We start from the raw sequence: 19,578 nt of genomic DNA, 5'->3' as shown, positions 1-19,578 counted from the left end.
GAGAAGTTAAGCCTATTTGCGCCGATGGTACTACATTTGTGGGAGAGTAGGTCGTCGCCTTTTTTAGAAAGTCCTAAACATTTATTTGTTTAGGATTTTTTTTTGTTTAAAGTTTTTTGAATTATGTAAGTTTTGAGTATGTTTAAGACTAATAGAAGACATTATTTTTATAACTAAATTTATTCTAATTAATTTTATAATTATGCATAATATTATAGAATCTAGCTTACTTACTCTTAAAAAATCTAAAGTACTTTTAAATAAACTTTCTAATGAAGAGTTAAGTAATTCGTCAGTTTCTCCATACTATTCTAGTATAGGTTCGCATATTAGACATATTTATGATTTTTATGACTGTTCTTGTAACTTAAATCATGAGGGAATAATAGATTTAACTTCAAGAAAGAGAGATTTATCTGTTGAAGTTTGTTGTGATTCGGCTATGGGTTACCTTAATCAAATTTTAGAAAGATTATCTGTTTTAAAAGATAAAATAAATGAAAGAATTATTGTTATAGATGATCTTGGTTCTGGTAAAATAAAAATAAACTATACTTATGAAGCTTTATTAGCTCAAGCAAATAGTCATACAATACATCATTATGCTATAATAGGTTATATTTTAGATAGGTTAAATATTGAAATTGAAGATAATAATTTTGGATATAATCCTACTACACCAAATTCAAGAATAAACTTCAAGTAGTTTTTTTGCTTTTAAACATACTATCAAGAATAGTATTTAAACCTTTAAAAGCAAAAAGAATAGCAGTACAACAGGCTATAATTCCAATTATTAATATAGGAATATATAAATTTTTTTCTTGATTACTAAATGCAATATATATTAACGTAGGACCTAAAAACATTAAAAATAATGATATTCCCATTTTTTTTAAACCATTTATTAAAATTTCTTTATCGGTTTTTTTAGTTTTCATTTTTTTTATTTTTAAATGCAATTATTGCTGTTCTTACATTTTTATTCTGTTCTAATAGTGATTTAGCTGAACTTCTATCAATATTTAGTTCTGACATTATCATTTTTATACCTCTATCAACTAATTTATTGTTACTAAGCTGCATGTCTACCATTTTATTGCCTTTAACTTTTCCAAGTTTAATCATTGTTGAAGTTGTAAGCATATTTAGTACTAATTTTTGTGCTGTTCCGGCTTTCATTCTTGAACTCCCTGTAACAAATTCTGGACCGACAACTACTTCAATTGGATATTTAGCTGTATTTGATAATGGACTATTTTTATTACAAGAAATTGAGCCTGTTATTATATTATTAAAATTACATTTTTTTAAAGCTTCAATAACATATGGTGTCGTACCAGAAGCGGCTATACCAATTACAATATCTTTTTTTGATATGTCATGGTTTTGTAAATCGTACCATCCTTGATTTACTGAATCTTCTGCAAATTCTACTGCTTTTCTTATAGCAATATCTCCTCCAGCTATTAAACCAATAACCATTTCATGAGGTACACCAAATGTTGGAGGACATTCTGAAGCATCAACTATACCTAATCTTCCGCTTGTACCAGCTCCGATATAAAAAAGTCTTCCGTTATTTTTTAATTTTAATACAATTTGATCTACTAATTTTTGAATTTCCGGTAATGCTTTTTCTACTGCTAATGGTACAGTTTTATCTTCGTTATTTATATTTTGTAAAAGTTCTAATGTGCTCATTTTTTCTAAATGATTATAATTAGATTCTTTTTCTGTAGTTTTTATAAATGCCATATTTTCAAAAATACAATAATTGTATTTATTTTAAGTTTTTTATTGCGTTAGTGGTAGAAGCGGCATCCTTTTTTTTGTTGCATATATGCAAAAAAAAGATATAGTGGATGACACGACGAAAACATGCTTTGTTGCATGTTTTGGTAACGCCAAAATTATTTTATTCAATTGTATAGACAAGTTCTGTTGCTTGCGACACTCTAAAATATCCAAATGGAAAATTTTCTGGATTTGTTTGATTTATACAATTACCACGGACTGTTGCTGGCTGAACTTCAAAAGGACCTCCTCCTTCTGACGTTTGTTGCAATAGTAAAGACATAAATTCGAAAAACTGCTTTGAAACGCCATAGTTTTTTATGGTTAAATTATTACCAGAAACAGTGTCTTCATTTGTGTAATATGCAAAAATTTGATTTCCATTTGTAAACTCGTCATCGTAAACTTCTAAATAAGGAAGAGTTTCATACTCTTCTTTAAATTCAAAAAAATAGTAATTTTCTTCATCGATTGGATCTGTATAGTATGCTTTTATTTCTATTTCATCTCCTTCGAAACCTCCATCGTTATTTTGTTCTATATAATCTATTGGAGTTACAGATGCCATAATTTCTGTACCAGTATAGCTTTCATTATTATAAATGATATTTAGTGTATATTCTTGATTTAATTGAGGATTAAAATCAAAACATTGATAAATACCGTTAGAGTTTGTATCTAAAAAAGTATAAACATTATTGCTTTGATCTGTTACTGTTACATTAGCTCCAATTGCTGGCGGAGTTTGACTATTAAAAAAAGGTGCAGAAAGCGATAGTATTATAGTTTGATTTACTCCTGAAGTACCTTCGAACCAATTTAAAGATGCATCTATTACTAAACGTGGTTGTGTATTTGGTACTTCTACATCTATTACATCTTCGCATGCTGTGACTATATTTAATATAATTAATAGAAGAAATATTTTTTTCATTTTTTTAGAATTTAAAATTGTAAGAAACTGATGGTACAATACCAAATATTGCCAATCTAGTTGCCTCATTATTACCTGTGTCTTCGTTTTGAGCAAAGGAAATTGAAGTGGCATTACGTCTATTATATGTATTATAAATGCCAAAAACCCATGAACCTTGCCAACCTTTTGTTTTTTCTGGTTTAGGTTTATAAGTTGCAGATAAATCTAAACGATGATAAGTTGGTAATCGTGTTGAGTTTCTAGCACTATAATTTGGTACTACAATGTTATTATATACGTATTGACTGTTTGGATATGTTGTAGGTTGTCCTGTTTGAAATAAAAAATTCGCGTTAAAATCCCATTTTTTATTTAAATTATAACTTGTTGTTATTGATAAGTCGTGTGTTTTATCGTAGCCAGTATTATACCATTCTCCATTGTTAATTCCTGTTTCAAGAGGTGTTCTACCTTCGGTTTTTTGTTCAGATTTAGATATTGTATATGCTAGCCAACCTTTAAAGCGACCTTCGTTTTTTCTAAAAAGTATTTCTAATCCATAAGCTCTAGCTTTTCCGTTTAAAATTACTTGTTCTATAGCATCGTTTGCGATAAGATCTGCTCCATCAATATAGTCGATTCTATTTTTTACGTCTTTGTAAAAACTTTCTATTTCTAAAGAGAAATCGCCATCTTTTAAATTTTTAAAATAACCAATGGCATATTGATCTAATATTTGTGGTTTAATAAATTTTCCACTAGGAGCCCAAATATCTAAAGGTGTTGGAGAACTTGTGTTAGAAAGTAAATGCAAATACTGAGACATACGATTGTAGCTTGTTTTTACAGATGTATTTCTATTAAATTGATAGGCAGCAGAAAAACGTGGTTCTAAATTTAAAAAGGATTTTATAGTTTTATTTTTACTTACAGTTTCTGTACCAATAGCATCTGCGCTTTGATATATTTGAAAATCATTATTAAATACTACAGCTTGATTGTTTTCATAAATATTTATTTCACTTTGTCCTAAACGATTAAAAGTACTTAATCTTAATCCGTATGCTAGTGTAAGATTTTTTAAAACTTTGTGTTCGGCATCAAGATATAATGCGTTTTCGAAAGCGTATTTATCTATAAGTTTTTCGGCATTTATTCCTGAAGTAGGAGTAGAAGGTTCAATTTCACCAGGATTAAATTTATAATAGATACTGTTTAAACCATATTGTAGTTTAAAATTATTATTTATATAGTGCTTAAAATCGTATTTAAAATTAAAATTTTGAATTCCAGAATTCCATTTAAATTCTACAAAATCTAAATTTAAACCATAATAATAATCTGAGTAAATAAGTGACATATTAGAAAACAACTTGTCGTTAAATAGATGATTCCATCTAAAATTTACAATAGTATTTCCATAAATGTTTTCGAAACTATCTGCTAAGCTAAAGACATCTCTTCCAAAATAACCAGATAAGTAAATGTTATTATTATCGTTTAATTTATAGCTTAATTTTGTGTTTAAATCGTAAAAATAGGCAACGTTGTCCAAATCAAACAATGGTAAAAATAAGTGTGCATAGCTACTTCTACCTCCTAATAAAAATGAACCTTTATCCTTTTCTAGCGGACCTTCTAATAACAAACGGCTTGATACAACACCAATTCCACCATTAGCATGAAACTCTTTACTATTCCCTTCTTTTTGATAAATGTCTAAAACAGATGCTACACGTCCTCCATATCTTGCAGGAATGCCACCTTTATATAATTTTAAATCTTTTATAGCATCTGGATTAAAAACAGAAAATAAACCAAATAAATGTGAAGAGTTATAGACAGTTGCTTCATCTAAAAGAATTAAGTTTTGATCTGCCGCACCACCACGAACATTAAAACCAGACGAGCCTTCTCCTGCATTTGTAACACCAGGAAGTAATGTTATAGCTTTTAAAACGTCTGCTTCACCTAGTACTACAGGAATTTGTTTTATAGTTGCAGAAGTTAATGCATTAACACTCATTTGTGGTTTTCTAATGCTTAATTTTTCAATATTTTCGGTAATAATAACTTCTTCTAAACTTTCTGTTGCTTCATTTAATAAAAAGTTTCTTTTTAAATTATCGTTTAGTAAAATTGTCTCCAATTTATCGGTATAACCAATATAACTAAGTTGTAATTTATAGCTTCCTTTTGGTAAGGTTATAGAATAAAACCCATATTCGTTTGTTGTTGTACCAGTATTTAATTCGGGAAAAAGAACTGTAACTCCAATTAATGTTTCGTTTGTATTTTGATCTTGTATTATACCGCTAATGGTAAATTTTTCTTGAGCGAAAAGAAATGTTATACTAAAAAAAAATAATGTGAAAATGATTAGTTTAGATTGATTCATTTATAACAATTTAGAGTATGTAAAGTTAATTAAAACATAATTTTGTAATTAAGAGTTTAACATATTATTTGTGTGTTAGTTTATTATAAAAATTGTGATATCAAACTTTTAACTGATTCTTTTTTTAGAAAATTAAATATGCTTGTTTAGTCTTTAATGTAAAAAAGCTCCTTAAATAGGAGCTTTTATAAGAATATTAATATTTTAATATCTATTAGTTTAAAATGTTATTTAACGTTTTACTTGGTCTCATAACTGTATTTATTAAATCTTCTTTTGGTTCGTAATAGCCACCAATAGTTACAGGACTTCCTTGTATATCGTTTAATTCTTTAACAATTGTTTCTTCATTATCAGCTAATTGTTTAGCAAGTGGAGTAAACTCTTTAGCTAAATCTGTATCTGTAGTTTGGTTAGCAAGTTCTTGTGCCCAATACATTGCTAAATAAAAATGCGAACCTCTGTTATCTAACTCACCAGCTTTACGAGAAGGACCTTTTTTATTTTCTAATAGTTTTTCAGTTGCATTATCTAAAGCATCTCCTAAAATTTTTGCTTTAGGATTATTATTTACTTGGCTAAAATGTTCTAAAGAAACGGCAAGAGCTAAAAATTCTCCTAAAGAATCCCAACGTAAATGATTTTCTTCTAAAAGTTGTTGTACGTGTTTTGGTGCAGATCCACCAGCTCCTGTCTCAAACAATCCACCACCATTCATTAATGGTACAATAGATAGCATTTTAGCACTGGTTCCAACTTCAAGAATTGGGAATAAATCTGTTAAATAATCACGTAATACGTTTCCAGAAACAGAAATAGTATCTTTTCCTTCTTTTAATCTTTTACAAGTAAATATTGTTGCATCAACAGGAGATAAGATACGTAAATCTAATCCATTAGTGTCATGATCTTTTAAGTAAGTATTTACTTTTTTAATTAATTGTGCATCGTGTGCCCTGTTTTTATCTAACCAAAAAACAGCAGGTGTTTGTGAGGCTCTCGCTCTAGTTACAGCAAGCTTAACCCAATCCTGTATTGGAGCATCTTTTACTTGACACATTCTCCAGATATCTCCTTCTTCAACATTATGAGAAATTAAAGTTTTTTCATTTGCATCAATCACTTCCACTTTACCATTTGAGGTAATTTCAAAAGTTTTATCATGAGAACCATATTCTTCAGCTTTTTGAGCCATTAATCCTACATTAGGAACAGTTCCCATTGTAGTAGGATCGAAAGCACCATGCTCTTTACAAAAATCTATAGTTGCTGTATAAATACCAGCATAACTGCTATCTGGAATAACTGCTTTTGTATCTTGAGCTTTTCCTTCTGCATTCCACATTTGTCCAGAGTTGCGAATCATTGCAGGCATTGAAGCATCAATAATAACGTCACTTGGTACATGTAGGTTTGTAATACCTTTATCGCTATTTACCATAGCTAAGTCTGCACTATGCTCTAAGGCATAACGTATATCTTCTCTTATTTCTTCGTGCTTATCGTCTGGTAATTGGTTTAAGTTACTTAATAAGTTTCCAAATCCATTGTTAACATCTACACCAATTTTATCGAAAGTTTCTCCATGTTTTTTAAATAAATCTTTAAAGAATACACGTACAGCGTGACCAAAAATAATAGGATCACTAACTTTCATCATTGTAGCTTTCATGTGTAATGAAAATAACACACCTTTATCTAAAGCATCTTCAACTTGTTCATCTAAGAATTCAATTAAAGCTTTTTTGCTCATTACAGTTGCATCAATAATTTCGCCTTGTAGTAATGCTAAACTATCCTTTAAAATGGTTTTATTTCCATTCTCATCTGTATGTACAATTTTTACAGAAGTTGCATCTGTTAAAGTTGTAGATTTTTCGTTATGTGCAAAATCTCCTTCAGTCATTGTAGCAACATGAGATTTAGAGTCTTTAGACCATGCTCCCATAGAATGTGGGTTCTTTTTTGCGTAGTTTTTTACAGCTTTTGGAGCACGTCTATCACTATTTCCTTCACGTAATACTGGATTTACAGCACTACCTTTAACTTTATCATAACGAGATTTTATTTCTTTTTCTTCAGTGTTAGAAGGTTCATCTGGATAGTTAGGAATTTTAAAACCTTGTTCTTGAAGTTCTTGAATTGCAGCTTTTAATTGAGGAATAGAAGCACTAATATTAGGTAATTTAATAATATTAGCTTCTGGTTTTTTGGCTAATTCTCCTAAAAAAGCTAAGTCATCATTCACCTTTTGGTCATCATTTAAAAAATCTGGAAATATAGCTAAAATTCTAGCAGCTAAAGAGATGTCTTTAGTCTCAATATTAATTCCTGAAGACTTTACAAAGGCTTCAACAATTGGTAAAAAAGAACGTGTTGCTAAAGCTGGAGCTTCATCTGTTTTTGTATAAATGATTTTTGGAGTTGTTGACATATGATATAGGATATTTTAATTTCTAAAAGTCCCGAAAAAGTTCGGTTTGCGAATATACAAAAAATCAAAATTATATTAAAGCTTGAAGCCTACGAGTTTAAAGGATTTGAAGAGAGTATAGTTAATAATGTTTCATATTATTAAATTGATAATTTTTGTGTTTAAAAATTATCTAATTATAATATTGTAGTCTTTTAAAAGGCCGAAAATTTCGTTTTTCGAAAATTGAGCACCTTTAATGTTGTTTTTTGAGGGTGAAATAGAGTAGTTGTATGATGTTAAAAAATTTACTTTTTCTAAATTAGTATTATCAAAGATGGCTTGGTTTAAATCGCAATTATTAAAAGTAGATTGTTTTAAATCTGTATTTGTAAAATCTGTTTTTTCTAATTTGCAATTATCAAAAAACGTATTGTTTAATTTTAAGTTATAGAATGAAGCTAAATTAAGCTGACATTTTTTTAATGTTATTGCTAATAAAAAGGGATCACATTCGTTAAAAGGTGTCCCTACTAATTTACAATCGGTAAATAAAACATCTTTAAACGATGTTTCTCCAAGTTTAACAGAGCTTAAATTACAGTTATTAAATTCGCATTCTAAAAATGATATTCCAGATAGGTATATATTACTAAAATTACAATTATTAAAAATACAGTTATCGTATTCTGCTTTTTGTAGGTTATTATTTGTTGTATAATCTTTAGAATTAAAAGATTCTTCTGTTATTAAAGGTAAATTCATTTTATAAAATTACATGTTTCAATATATTTATAAAAAAAAATTAGAATAAGAATTTTTATACTAAAGGAATAGCGTCTTAAAAAATAGAAGGAGTTTATAAAAAATAAAAGCCATAATAAAATAGATTTAACTATTATTATCATGGCTTTTTTGAGATAACATCAACTGATCTATTTAGCTTTCACTAACTCAATCCAAAACCAAAGTTTTACATCTTTTCGATTCAAAATCTGTTAAATCAATGATACATTTGGGTAACTTTCAAAATGTATTGACTTGTTACGCCTATGTACCGAGTAATTATTTTTCTTGAAACTTTAAATTAATTTGTTTTAACAATATATTTCTTTTAAAGTCTTGTTTCATCCTTTCGTATTCACTTTCGATCTCTACTACTTTTTCCGAAACTTTCAATTTCTACAATTTCAACCTGTATAAACATACTGAAATTTTCAAAATGTCATGGTTTTTATTATTCATAATATAATATGAAATTTTTAAACCTCAAAAAACAATTAATACTTAAAATAAATTTAAGTACTTATTTTAAAACTCATTAGTTAAAAAAACAAAGTTTTAAAATCAATTAAATATAAATTCTAAACTAATTCTATTTAGAAACCAACATAAAGTTGTTATTAATTGTTTTACTAAAGTACATAATTAGTTTAAAATAAACTAGGTTTTTAACATTCTATCTATCAACTAGTTATAAACCAATGTTATTAACAATTGTTTATAACCAAAAAAGTCCATCTTATATAAGATGGACTTTTTAATATCATTTAAGAGTCTAGTATTATCTTCTAGCTTCTTTAATTCTAGCTTTCTTACCAGTAAGACCTCTAAAGTAAAAGATTCTTGCTCTACGCACTTTACCTTTTTTGTTTACTTCAATTTTTTGTAATGCAGGTAAGTTAATTGGGAAAATACGTTCTACACCAATTGTTCCAGACATTTTTCTAATTGTAAAGGTTTCTGATGTTCCAGTTCCTCTTCTTTGTAAAACAACACCTCTAAAAAACTGTGTTCTACTTTTTTCTCCTTCACGAATTTCATAATAAACAGTGATTGTATCACCTGCTGAAAATTCTGCGAAGTCTTTTTTTGGTACAAATTCGTCTTGTACAAATTTAATTAAAGATTCCATCTTTATTTATTTTTAAATTATTAAATCAGAACAACATTCACGTATATCGCCAGAGGTTAACCCGAAATTGGCTGCAAATATAGTTATTAATGCTCAATTACCAAATAAGAAAAACATTTTTTAAAAAATTAATTTAAAGACTAGGTTTTAGGCTGTATTAGTTTGATTTATAGTATTTAAAAAGACTTATCTGTTCTCTATTTCTTTTAGTTTTTTTGCTGAAAAACTAATTAATTCATTAAAAAAGAGAGTAAATTCATTTTCAAATTCTTTGTAGAATTCTTGTAACTCGTTAACAGCTAAATTCATTTGAGAACGGTTTTGTGTTCTCCTATTCATACCTTCTAAAACTTTTTTTATACCCTCAATAGATGCATAACTTAATAACCAATTATCTGCAATCATATATGGCATCATTTTTTGTATCCTCGTTGGTAATATTTCAAAATTATCTTGTAGACTATTATAAAAATTATCTATATAATTATCTAAAGGAATATTAGAATAACTGCTCCAATTTTTAGCTAGAAAATGGTCGTATAAAATATCTACAATTACTCCAGAATAATGGCCGTAATTTTTATGAAGCCTTTTAGTGCTTAATCTTACTGTTTTATGAGCATCTGTAAAAGTATCTATTTGACGATGCAATAAAATACCAGTTTGTATGTCTTTAGGATATTTTAAATACTTTTTACCACGAATACCATCTGCAATAAAATTACCAATAGTAATAGCTTCATTATTTCCAGAAAGATAAATGTGTGCGAGAAAATTCATAATTCGAATTTACGAATTCAGAATTGATAAATACGCTTTTGAAATAGTATATTTGTACTTCAATTTTAAAATATAATTAATGACACTTATAAAATCTATTTCAGGAATTCGAGGAACTATTGGCGGAAACGTTGGAGAAAATCTTACTCCTATTGATGCTGTAAAATTTGCTTCGGCCTATGGTACTTGGTTAAAATCGCAACGTAATAAAGAAAACTATCGTGTTGTAGTTGGTAGAGATGCTAGAATTTCTGGAGAAATGATACAGAATTTAGTAATGAATACTTTAGTTGGTTTAGGTATTCATGTTATAGATTTAGATTTGTCTACAACACCAACTGTTGAAATGGCAGTTCCATTAGAACATGCAGATGGAGGTATTATTTTAACAGCAAGCCATAACCCAAAACAGTGGAATGCTTTAAAATTACTAAATGAAAAAGGAGAATTTTTGGATGCTGTAGAAGGTGCAAAAATTTTAGAAATAGCAGAAGGTGATGCAATGCAATTTGCAGACGTAGATAGCTTAGGTAAAATAACTAAAAATGATGCATATATAGATATACACATAGATGAAGTTTTAGATTTAGAATATGTAAATAAAGATATTATTGAAAAAGCTAATTTTAAAGTGGTTGTAGATGGTGTAAACTCTACGGGCGGAATTGCTATACCATTATTATTAGAACGTTTAGGTGTAGAAGCGGTAAAACTGTATTGCGAACCTACAGGACATTTTCCACATAACCCAGAGCCACTTAAAGAACATTTAACAGACTTATCTGCCGAAGTTAAAAAACATCATGCAGATTTTGGTATTGTGGTAGATCCAGATGTAGATAGATTAGCATTTATGGATGAAAACGGAGAAATGTTTGGAGAAGAGTACACTTTAGTTGCTTGTGCAGATCATGTTTTAAGTAAAAATCCTGGAAATACAGTAAGTAACATGAGTTCCACTCGCGCATTAAGAGATGTTACAGAAAAACACGGTGGAACATACGAAGCTAGTGCTGTAGGAGAAGTTAATGTAGTATCTTTAATGAAAAAAAATAATGCTGTAATTGGAGGAGAAGGTAATGGAGGTATTATATATCCTGCTTCTCACTATGGTCGTGATGCTCTAGTTGGTGTAGCTCTATTTTTAACACTTTTAGCCGAAAAGAAAATGAGTGTTAGTGAGTTGCGTAAAACATATACAAGTTATTATATGAGTAAAAAGAAGATTGCATTAACTCCACAAATAGATGTAGATGCAATTTTAATGCAAATGGCAGAAAAATATAAAGATGAAAACTTAAACACTGTTGATGGTGTAAAAATAGATTTTGCAGATAATTGGGTACATTTAAGAAAAAGTAATACCGAGCCAATTATTAGAATTTACACCGAAGCTTTATCACAAGAAATAGCAGATGAATTAGCTGATAAAATTATTTCAGAAATTAAGCAAATAGCTAATATTTAGTATTTTAGCAATACAAAGATAATTTTCATGATTACTACAAAAGCACCAAGAGAACAAAAATCTGAATTAGAAGTTTACTTTTCTCAATTTAGAAAACATATTATTGGTATAGATCAAGAGTTTGAATCTCCATATGGTATACAAAAAATGGTATATACAGATTGGACAGCTTCAGGTAGATTATATAGACCAATTGAAGAAAAAATAACAAATCAATTTGGACCTTTTGTAGCAAACACGCATACCGAAACTACAGTTTCTGGTACAGCAATGACGAATGCTTACCATAAAGCAAGACATATTATTAAAGGCCACGTAAACTCTAATGCAGATGATGTGTTAATTGTGTCTGGAAATGGAATGACTAGTGTTGTAAATAAATTTCAGCGTATTTTAGGTTTAAAAATACCAGAAAATTTAAAAGATTATACTAAAATTCCAGACCAAATGCGTCCTGTAGTTTTTGTAACTCATATGGAACACCATTCTAACCATACTTCATGGCTAGAAACTATGGCAAAGGTAGAAGTTATACCTGCAGGAGACGATGGATTATTTAGTATTGAAAATTTAAAAACTCTTTTAGAGCAATATAAAGATTGTACACTTAAAATAGCTTCTGTTATTGGTGGAAGTAATGTTACAGGTATAGAAACTCCTTATCATGAAATAGCAAAAGTTATGCACGAGCATGGTGGAGTATGTTTTGTAGATTTTGCATGTTCTGCTCCTTATGTGAATATAGATATGCATCCAGAAAATGAAGACGAAGCACTTGATGCTATTTTCTTTTCGCCACATAAATTTTTAGGTGGTCCAGGAACTTCTGGAGTATTAGTTTTTAATAAAAAATTATATAAAAATATGGTGCCAGATTGTCCTGGTGGTGGTACCGTATCATGGACAAATCCTTGGGGAGAACACAAGTATATAGATAATATAGAAGACAGAGAAGATGGTGGTACACCAGGTTTTTTACAAACTATAAAAACTGCTTTAGCAATTAAGTTAAAAGATCAAATGGGTGTAAAAAACATGCTGGATAGAGAGCACGAATTGTTAGAAAAAGTTTTTTTAGAATTAGAGCACGTAGACAATATTAAAATTTTAGCAGGTGACCAAAAAAAACGACTTGGTGTTGTTTCTTTTTATATTGAAGATTTGCATTTTAATTTAGGAGTTAAAATACTTAACGATAGATTTGGTATACAAACTCGTGGAGGTTGTAGTTGTGCCGGAACTTATGGACACTTTTTATTACATGTAGACCAAGAGCAATCTAATAGTTTGGTAAACGAAATAACTTTAGGAGATTTAATACGTAAACCAGGTTGGATACGTATGTCTATTCATCCAACTACAACTTGTAATGAAATAGATTATGTGTGCAATAGTTTAAAAGCTTTAGCAAAAAACCATAAAGAATGGGCTAAAGATTATCAATACAACAAAGCCAATAACGAATTTATACATAAAACATTTGTGCCTAACCAAGACATGAGAGTAGATGGTTGGTTTGATTTATAATCAATTAAAAAGCAAAACATTTTATAAAATATTATAAAAATTCTTTTGGTACTTTATCTCGGTGTTTCCAACGTTTATGTGTCCATAAATAAAATTCAGGAGCTTCTAAAATTTGTTGTTCAACAATTTTTAAAAATGCATCTGTAATTTCATAGTTTTTATAATCGTTTGGATTTTCAGCTAAAATTTTAAAACCAGTTTGGTAATAACCACGTTTTAACCTTTTGGTTCCAAAGAAAACAACAGACATGTCTAATTTTTTTGCAATCATTTCTGCTCCTGTATGCACAGGAACTTTAATACCCATAAAATTTTGCCAATGATGTGCTTTATCTATTTTTGGCGATTGGTCCGATGCAAAACCACTCATAGATAATTCTCCTTTTGCTTTAGATGCCGAAAGGGTAGATACTGTTTCCTTTGTAGTTATTAAATAAGAGTTGTATCGTGCACGAATTCTTTTAACTAAAGCATCAAAATATTTATTACTTAAACGTTTATATATACCAAAACCAGTATAGTTAACATGCTTTTGTAATATAAAAATCCACTCCCAGCTTGCATAATGCGCACACATTAAAATAAGACTTCTATTCTTTTTTTCAAAATTTTGTAAAATATCTAAATCTGTAAAAGTAAAACGCTTACGCATTTCTTTTTCAGAGATTGTCATCGATTTTATAGATTCAAAAATCATATCACACAAATGGTGATAAAACTTTCTGGTAATTTCTTCTATTTCATCTTTACTTTTTTCAGGAAAAACTAAACGTAAATTTTGTTTAACTACCTTTTTTCTATACTTGAAAATACGATAAACTATAATGAAAACAAAGTCTGAAAAAGCATACAATAATTTAAATGGAAGAATAGAAATTAACCATAAAAACGGATAAATTAAAATGTAAGCTAATAATTGCATGAATTAGTTTTAGATTTGTAAATGCAAATATATGCTATATTTAAAAAATACGTTTATTGTTTATGGATATAAATATTATTACAATTATCATTATTGGAGCCAATGCTTTAGCTTCCTTTAAGGGCTTTAACGACTATGCATTTTTCGAAAGATATAAGTTTAGTATTGGAGCAATTACAAGAGGCGAAAAGATTAGAATGATAACTTCTGGATTTCTTCATGTTAATCCGCAACATTTATTTTTTAATATGTTTTCTTTATATTTTTTTGCTCCTGTTGTGGTTGCAGAATTAGGTAATGCTAAATTTATTATTATATACTTAGGAAGTTTGTTGATAGGTAATATTTTATCGTATTATTTTCATAAAAACGAATATCACTACACTGCTGTTGGAGCAAGTGGAGCGGTTATGGGTATTATTTATTCTGCAATATTATTACAACCAGGAATGAGTTTATATTTGTTTTTTATTCCTATACCTATTCCATCTTATATTTTTGGAGTAGGTTATTTACTGTATTCAATTTATGGAATGAAAGCAAAAGCAGATAATATTGGTCACGATGCGCATTTTGGTGGCGCTATTGGAGGCTATGTTTTTACGCTTTTATTTGCAACATATTTATTTAAAACAAACGTTACAATGATTCTTGTTTTAGCAATACCTATTGTATTATTATTTGTATTGAAGCGTTTAGGAAAAATATAATTTATGAGTTTTAATAACGACACTATAGTAGCATTAGCAACCGCATCTGGCGCTGGAGCAGTGGCGATAATTCGTCTATCTGGAGAAGAAGCAATTACTATTGCTAACGCCCATTTTAAGTCTGTAAAAAATAACAAATCACTTTTAAAGCAAAAAACGCATACAATACATTTAGGTCATGTAGTTGATGGAGAAAGAGTTATAGATGAAGTTTTAGTTTCTATTTTTAAAAACCCAAACTCTTATACTGGAGAAAATGTAGTAGAGATTTCTTGTCATGGTTCGGTTTATATTCAACAAGAAATAATTCAATTATTTTTAAGAAATGGTTGCCGTATGGCAGATGCAGGAGAGTTTACACTTAGAGCATTTTTAAACGGAAAACTAGATTTAAGCCAGGCAGAAGCTGTTGCAGATTTAATTGCGAGTGATAATGAAGCATCGCACCAAATAGCGATGCAGCAAATGCGTGGTGGTTTCTCTTCTGAAATTGCTAAGCTTCGCGAAGAACTTTTAAATTTTGCCAGCTTATTAGAGCTAGAATTAGACTTTGCAGAAGAAGATGTTGAATTTGCAGATAGAACACAATTTAAAGAGCTAATAAATAGAATAACCTTTGTATTAAAACGCTTAATAGATTCTTTTGCAGTAGGAAATGTAATAAAAAACGGAATACCAGTAGCTATTGTTGGCGAGCCAAATGTTGGGAAATCTACACTTTTAAATGCACTTTTAAACGAAGAACGCGCCATTGTAAGCGATATTGCAGGTACAACTCGCGATACCATTGAAGATGAGTTAGTAATAGACGGAATAGGTTTTAGGTTTATAGACACTGCAGGAATTAGAGAGACAAAAGATGTAGTAGAAAGCATAGGAATTAAAAAAACCTTTGAAAAAATGGAGCAGGCTCAAGTAGTTATTTTGCTTTTTTCTGCTGAAGAATTTCAAACCGAAAGTCAACGATTAATTGTAGAAATTGAAAAAATAAAAAATCGTTTTCCGCTTAAACCATTAATAATTATAGCAAATAAAATTGATATTTTAAAAACTTCTGAAATTGAAAGTTTAAAGTCTAAAATTGATAATATTCATTTATTATCTGCTAAATCAGGAATTGGAGTAGAGGAGTTAAAGCAAAAATTAATAAGCTTTGTAAATACAGGAGCATTAAGAAATAACGAAACTATTATAACAAACACACGTCACTACGATTCGTTATTAAAAGCATTCGAAGAAATTAATAAAGTTAAAGAAGGATTAGAGTTTGGATTGTCTGGAGATTTAATGGCAATAGACGTTAGACAAGCTTTATACCATTTTGGTGAGATAACTGGAGCTATAACAAATGACGATTTATTAGGTAATATTTTCGCTAATTTTTGTATTGGAAAATAGTATAGTAAAACAAAGCAAACAAAAACATTATAAACCCTCTATTTTAGAGGGTTTATTTTTTTCTAGTAATTTTTATTTTGTGATGTTAGGTACAATTTATTGTTTTTTTGTACCTCATTTGTACCTTTTATTTTATATTTGATACGACTTGTGTTATTTGGTGAAATTATGTCCCTTAAATACTCATAAGTCATCTTAAAGTGATTTATGTATAGCTAATTTAGATTAAATATGAGTTCTAATATTCGAATTGAAAAAGTATGTCAATTTTGTAATTCTGTGTTTACAGCTAAAACAACTAAAACTAAATATTGTGATCATAGATGCAGTAATAAAGCATATAAAAGAAAAAAACGAGAAGAAAAGATTGGTTTAGTAAAACAAGAGCAAATATCCAATAACTCTCACATGTTTAAAATGGATATTCAAAAAAAAGATATTTTAAGTGTATCGGAAGCTTCTATTTTAATTGGGTGTTCAAAGAAAACCATCTATAGGCTAATAAAAGAGAAAAGACTAAATGCTTTTAATTTTAGTAAACGATTAACTAGAATTTCAAGATCTGAAATAAATAAGTTTCTTGAATTACCAATTTTGGAAAATAATATACCTAACATGTTCTTATCTAGCGAATACATTACGATAAGTGAATTACAGAAATGGTATAAAGATAGATTTTCAAAATCTTCAATTTATGAAATTCTGAAATCAAAAGAAGTAACTAAAATAACCAAAGGAAGAATGGTTTACGTGTTAAAAGAAGAAGCTCATAACGCATTAAAATAATTAAATATGACCAAAGTAGCACTGAGACGAAAAAAAATTGCTAATAATATGTTGAGTTTATATTTGGATTTTTATCCTCCAATTATTAGCTCTAAAACAGGTAAGCCAACAAGAAGGGAATTTTTGAATATGAAAATATTTAGTGAGCCAATTGGAGAAGTTCAGAGGGCACATAACAAAAAAACAATCAGTGTTGCAGAGCTAATTAAATCTAAAAGACTTATACAATTAACTAATAAAGAATATGGTTTTAAAGATAATATCGCTCTTAACGTTAATTTTAAAAGTTTCTTTGAAGTTATAGCGGAGGAGATATTTAATCGAACGAGTCATAAAAACCATTTAGTTTTCAAAGCTGCTTTAAATTATTTCGTTTTCAAATTTGGTGATAAATTAAAAACAAGAGAACTGAATATTACTCATGTCAATGAATTTAGAAAATTTTTGTTGACTACAGGTAATTTGAAAGTTAATGAAAACAATAGAAAGAAATTAAGCGTAAATACTGCTTCTACGTACTACAAAAAATTCCTTTATGTTCTAAAAGAAGCTTATAAAAGAAAATTAACAGATAAAGATTTGTCATCTGATGCAGTTTATATAAAAGAAAAGGAAACTCATCGTGACTATTTAGATGAAAACGAACTTAAAACACTTTGGGAGACACCTATAAAAAATAAGAGAATAAAGCATATGGCTATGTTGTCGGCTTTAAGCGGCTTGAGATTTGTAGATATAGTTGGATTAAAATGGAGTGATATATATAATGATACTCATCAAGGAAGTTATATAAAATTAACGGAAAAGAAAACACAAAACACAAGTAATTTACCATTGTCTCATTCAGCAATTAAAATAATCAATTTACAAAATACTTCTAATAGTTTAATTTTTCCAGAAATTAAATATTCTCAAATTGTTCGACCAATAAAAAAATGGATAGAAGATTCAGGAATTAATAAAAAGATATCATTCCATAATTTTAGGCATAGTTTTGCAACATTACAGTTAGCAAATGGAACTGATATTTATACGGTTTCAAAGTTACTCGGTCATAAAAATGTGTCTACAACTCAAATTTATACAAAAGTTATAGATAGAAATAAAATAGAAGCTATTAATAGAATAAATTTAAATTTAGATGGATTATAGTAAACTGATTATAGAGATAGAAAAACAGGTATTTGACGATTTAAAGATGATTTTTATTGAGATATGTAATTCTCAACCTATCGAAACATCATACAGCAGACTGATTCCGTTATTAGATAAAACTATCAAAAATGATGCAGAGTCAATCAAGGAGAATTTAGATGAATTCAACCTTAACTTGATAAACGTTTATAGTGAAAGCTCTTCAAAATATGATGGTAAAGATTATTATGAAATATGTAAATACGTTTTAATTTATGATATACAACCCATGTTAAAGAATTTTGATAATTCCAAACAAGCAGATGTTATACATAGATTAATTAAATATGATTTAATGCACCGGGCAAGCATTAAAATGAAAAACGAGTGCGATTATTTAGATTTGGTGAGAAAATCAAAAAAATATGACTATTTTAAATATAAAGACGAAGATGGCTATAGTATGAAAGATACTAAAGAATTCAGCGATTTATACAAAATAGTTAATAAAAGAACGTGGAAGAGTGGCTCATATTATAGAAGCAAAAACCAGCCTATTTTAAATTTAAAAGAAAGGGAGTTTACTGATATTGAAGTTCTGGTTTTGCGAGGTGTGTTTTTTAAAATTTTAGATAAGGCCTATAACCATAAAGAAAGGAATATGCCATTTTCTAAGAATGATTTCAATAAAATGATTTCAATTTTGGGAAAATTAGAAAAAGAAATAGATCTTTTTGGTAAGGCAGATTCTAGTCAAACATCCTATAAGCGATTCAGTGATCTATATAATAATCTCAAAGGGAATTCTAGAGAAAATAGGATGGAAATTTTATTAAGTAAAGTTGAAAAATTTAATATTCTTCCTTTAAATAATGCATTGAAAATATATAAGAAAACAGGTAAAATTTAAAGTATTAAATTCTAGTTTACGATAAATAGAACGGACTTTTTTAAGTTTTGATGAGTTTATGTTGTTGTTTTATAGTTGTTTATGTGTTTTGTGTAGAATTCTATAAGAAGTCAAGGCGTTACAAACAAATACAAAAAACTGTATACTATTGTGTGAAATTAAAAAGAAACACAATGGAAAACAAAATCCTTATTTTAAACGAAACTCTTCTAGATCAACTAGTAGATAAATTAGTAAATAAAATTGCTAATTCCTCCCAGAATCACCAAAATGACTCTGAAGAATTGTTAGATGTAACTCAAACATCGCAATTAATTAAATTAACTAAGCCAACACTTTATGGTCTAGTTCATAAAAATAAAATTCCGTTTTATAAAAAAGGGAAAAAACTTTATTTCTATAAATCCGAAATTCTTAAATGGATTGATTCCGGTAGATCGACTTCAGAAAGTGACTTGGAGCAAGTGGCTAATAATTACATATTTAAGAATAATAAATTTTAGT

At 28.5% G+C, this 19,578-nt stretch carries 18 protein-coding genes; 9 read left to right on the top strand and 9 right to left on the bottom strand.

What is annotated here, in order from left to right:
* Positions 1-202 precede the first annotated feature (202 nt).
* On the top strand, positions 203-706 hold the full coding sequence (locus tag CLV86_RS13965) for a hypothetical protein (protein ID WP_121053257.1): 504 nt from the start codon (positions 203-205) through the stop codon (positions 704-706).
* On the opposite strand, the gene CLV86_RS13960 is transcribed toward CLV86_RS13965, so the two are convergent.
* The 8 genes from CLV86_RS13960 to CLV86_RS13925 form a co-directional block, all read right to left on the bottom strand.
* The gene (locus tag CLV86_RS13960; protein WP_121053263.1) at positions 699-941 is read right to left on the bottom strand and encodes a DUF6095 family protein; all 243 of its coding nucleotides are present in this window, start codon (positions 939-941) and stop codon (positions 699-701) included. The two genes, CLV86_RS13965 and CLV86_RS13960, sit on opposite strands and share 8 nt — an antisense overlap.
* Complete coding sequence (gene murQ, locus CLV86_RS13955; RefSeq protein WP_121053255.1) at positions 931-1,758, bottom strand: N-acetylmuramic acid 6-phosphate etherase; 828 nt, start codon at positions 1,756-1,758, stop codon at positions 931-933. Before murQ ends, CLV86_RS13960 begins: the two co-directional genes overlap by 11 nt.
* A 160-nt stretch (positions 1,759-1,918) precedes the next feature.
* Entirely contained in the window at positions 1,919-2,731 is an 813-nt protein-coding gene (locus tag CLV86_RS13950) for a DUF4249 family protein (protein ID WP_121053261.1), read from the bottom strand.
* 4 nt (positions 2,732-2,735) lie between these two features.
* On the bottom strand, positions 2,736-5,111 hold the full coding sequence (locus CLV86_RS13945; protein WP_121053253.1) for a TonB-dependent receptor: 2,376 nt from the start codon (positions 5,109-5,111) through the stop codon (positions 2,736-2,738).
* Positions 5,112-5,325: 214 nt separating this feature from the next.
* Positions 5,326-7,545 (bottom strand): NADP-dependent isocitrate dehydrogenase, encoded by a 2,220-nt coding sequence (locus tag CLV86_RS13940; protein WP_121053251.1) that lies wholly within the window; start codon positions 7,543-7,545, stop codon positions 5,326-5,328.
* 168 nt (positions 7,546-7,713) lie between these two features.
* On the bottom strand, positions 7,714-8,289 hold the full coding sequence (locus CLV86_RS13935; RefSeq protein WP_121053249.1) for a pentapeptide repeat-containing protein: 576 nt from the start codon (positions 8,287-8,289) through the stop codon (positions 7,714-7,716).
* Positions 8,290-9,088: 799 nt separating this feature from the next.
* A complete protein-coding gene (gene rplS / locus CLV86_RS13930) occupies positions 9,089-9,439 on the bottom strand; it encodes a 50S ribosomal protein L19 (RefSeq protein WP_076733470.1) in 351 nt (116 codons plus the stop codon).
* 186 nt (positions 9,440-9,625) lie between these two features.
* On the bottom strand, positions 9,626-10,219 hold the full coding sequence (locus CLV86_RS13925; RefSeq protein WP_121053246.1) for an acyl carrier protein phosphodiesterase: 594 nt from the start codon (positions 10,217-10,219) through the stop codon (positions 9,626-9,628).
* A 79-nt stretch (positions 10,220-10,298) separates the two neighbouring features.
* On the opposite strand from CLV86_RS13925, the gene glmM reads away from it, so the two are divergent.
* Both glmM and CLV86_RS13915 read left to right on the top strand, forming a co-directional pair.
* On the top strand, positions 10,299-11,687 hold the full coding sequence (glmM, locus tag CLV86_RS13920; RefSeq protein WP_121053244.1) for a phosphoglucosamine mutase: 1,389 nt from the start codon (positions 10,299-10,301) through the stop codon (positions 11,685-11,687).
* Between the two features lie 27 nt (positions 11,688-11,714).
* On the top strand, positions 11,715-13,214 hold the full coding sequence (locus CLV86_RS13915) for an aminotransferase class V-fold PLP-dependent enzyme (protein ID WP_121053242.1): 1,500 nt from the start codon (positions 11,715-11,717) through the stop codon (positions 13,212-13,214).
* Between the two features lie 31 nt (positions 13,215-13,245).
* On the opposite strand, the gene CLV86_RS13910 is transcribed toward CLV86_RS13915, so the two are convergent.
* Entirely contained in the window at positions 13,246-14,136 is an 891-nt protein-coding gene (locus tag CLV86_RS13910) for a lysophospholipid acyltransferase family protein (protein WP_076733466.1), read from the bottom strand.
* Between the two features lie 62 nt (positions 14,137-14,198).
* On the opposite strand from CLV86_RS13910, the gene CLV86_RS13905 reads away from it, so the two are divergent.
* The 6 genes from CLV86_RS13905 to CLV86_RS13880 all read left to right on the top strand — a co-directional run bounded on the left by CLV86_RS13905 (position 14,199) and on the right by CLV86_RS13880 (position 19,577).
* Positions 14,199-14,846: a rhomboid family intramembrane serine protease gene (locus CLV86_RS13905; protein ID WP_121053240.1), complete on the top strand. Its 648-nt coding sequence runs from the start codon at positions 14,199-14,201 to the stop codon at positions 14,844-14,846.
* Between the two features lie 3 nt (positions 14,847-14,849).
* Positions 14,850-16,244 carry a tRNA uridine-5-carboxymethylaminomethyl(34) synthesis GTPase MnmE gene (mnmE, locus tag CLV86_RS13900; protein ID WP_121053238.1) on the top strand — a complete coding sequence of 465 codons (1,395 nt, stop codon included), beginning with the start codon at positions 14,850-14,852 and terminating at the stop codon, positions 16,242-16,244.
* A 231-nt stretch (positions 16,245-16,475) separates the two neighbouring features.
* Complete coding sequence (locus CLV86_RS13895; protein WP_121053236.1) at positions 16,476-17,030, top strand: helix-turn-helix transcriptional regulator; 555 nt, start codon at positions 16,476-16,478, stop codon at positions 17,028-17,030.
* A 6-nt stretch (positions 17,031-17,036) separates the two neighbouring features.
* Complete coding sequence (locus CLV86_RS13890) at positions 17,037-18,182, top strand: tyrosine-type recombinase/integrase (RefSeq protein ID WP_121053234.1); 1,146 nt, start codon at positions 17,037-17,039, stop codon at positions 18,180-18,182.
* Positions 18,172-19,074, top strand: a complete 903-nt coding sequence (locus CLV86_RS13885) for a hypothetical protein (protein WP_121053232.1) — start codon at positions 18,172-18,174, stop codon at positions 19,072-19,074. The genes CLV86_RS13890 and CLV86_RS13885 overlap by 11 nt, the downstream gene beginning before the upstream one ends.
* A 173-nt stretch (positions 19,075-19,247) precedes the next feature.
* A complete protein-coding gene (locus tag CLV86_RS13880) occupies positions 19,248-19,577 on the top strand; it encodes a helix-turn-helix domain-containing protein (RefSeq protein ID WP_170148553.1) in 330 nt (109 codons plus the stop codon).
* Position 19,578: the final 1 nt, after the last annotated feature.

Source organism: Lacinutrix venerupis (genome assembly GCF_003663945.1).
GTDB classification, from domain to species: domain Bacteria; phylum Bacteroidota; class Bacteroidia; order Flavobacteriales; family Flavobacteriaceae; genus Lacinutrix; species Lacinutrix venerupis.
The sequence above is the reverse complement of the archived record's forward strand: the minus strand, read 5'-3'. Positions and strand labels throughout refer to the sequence as shown.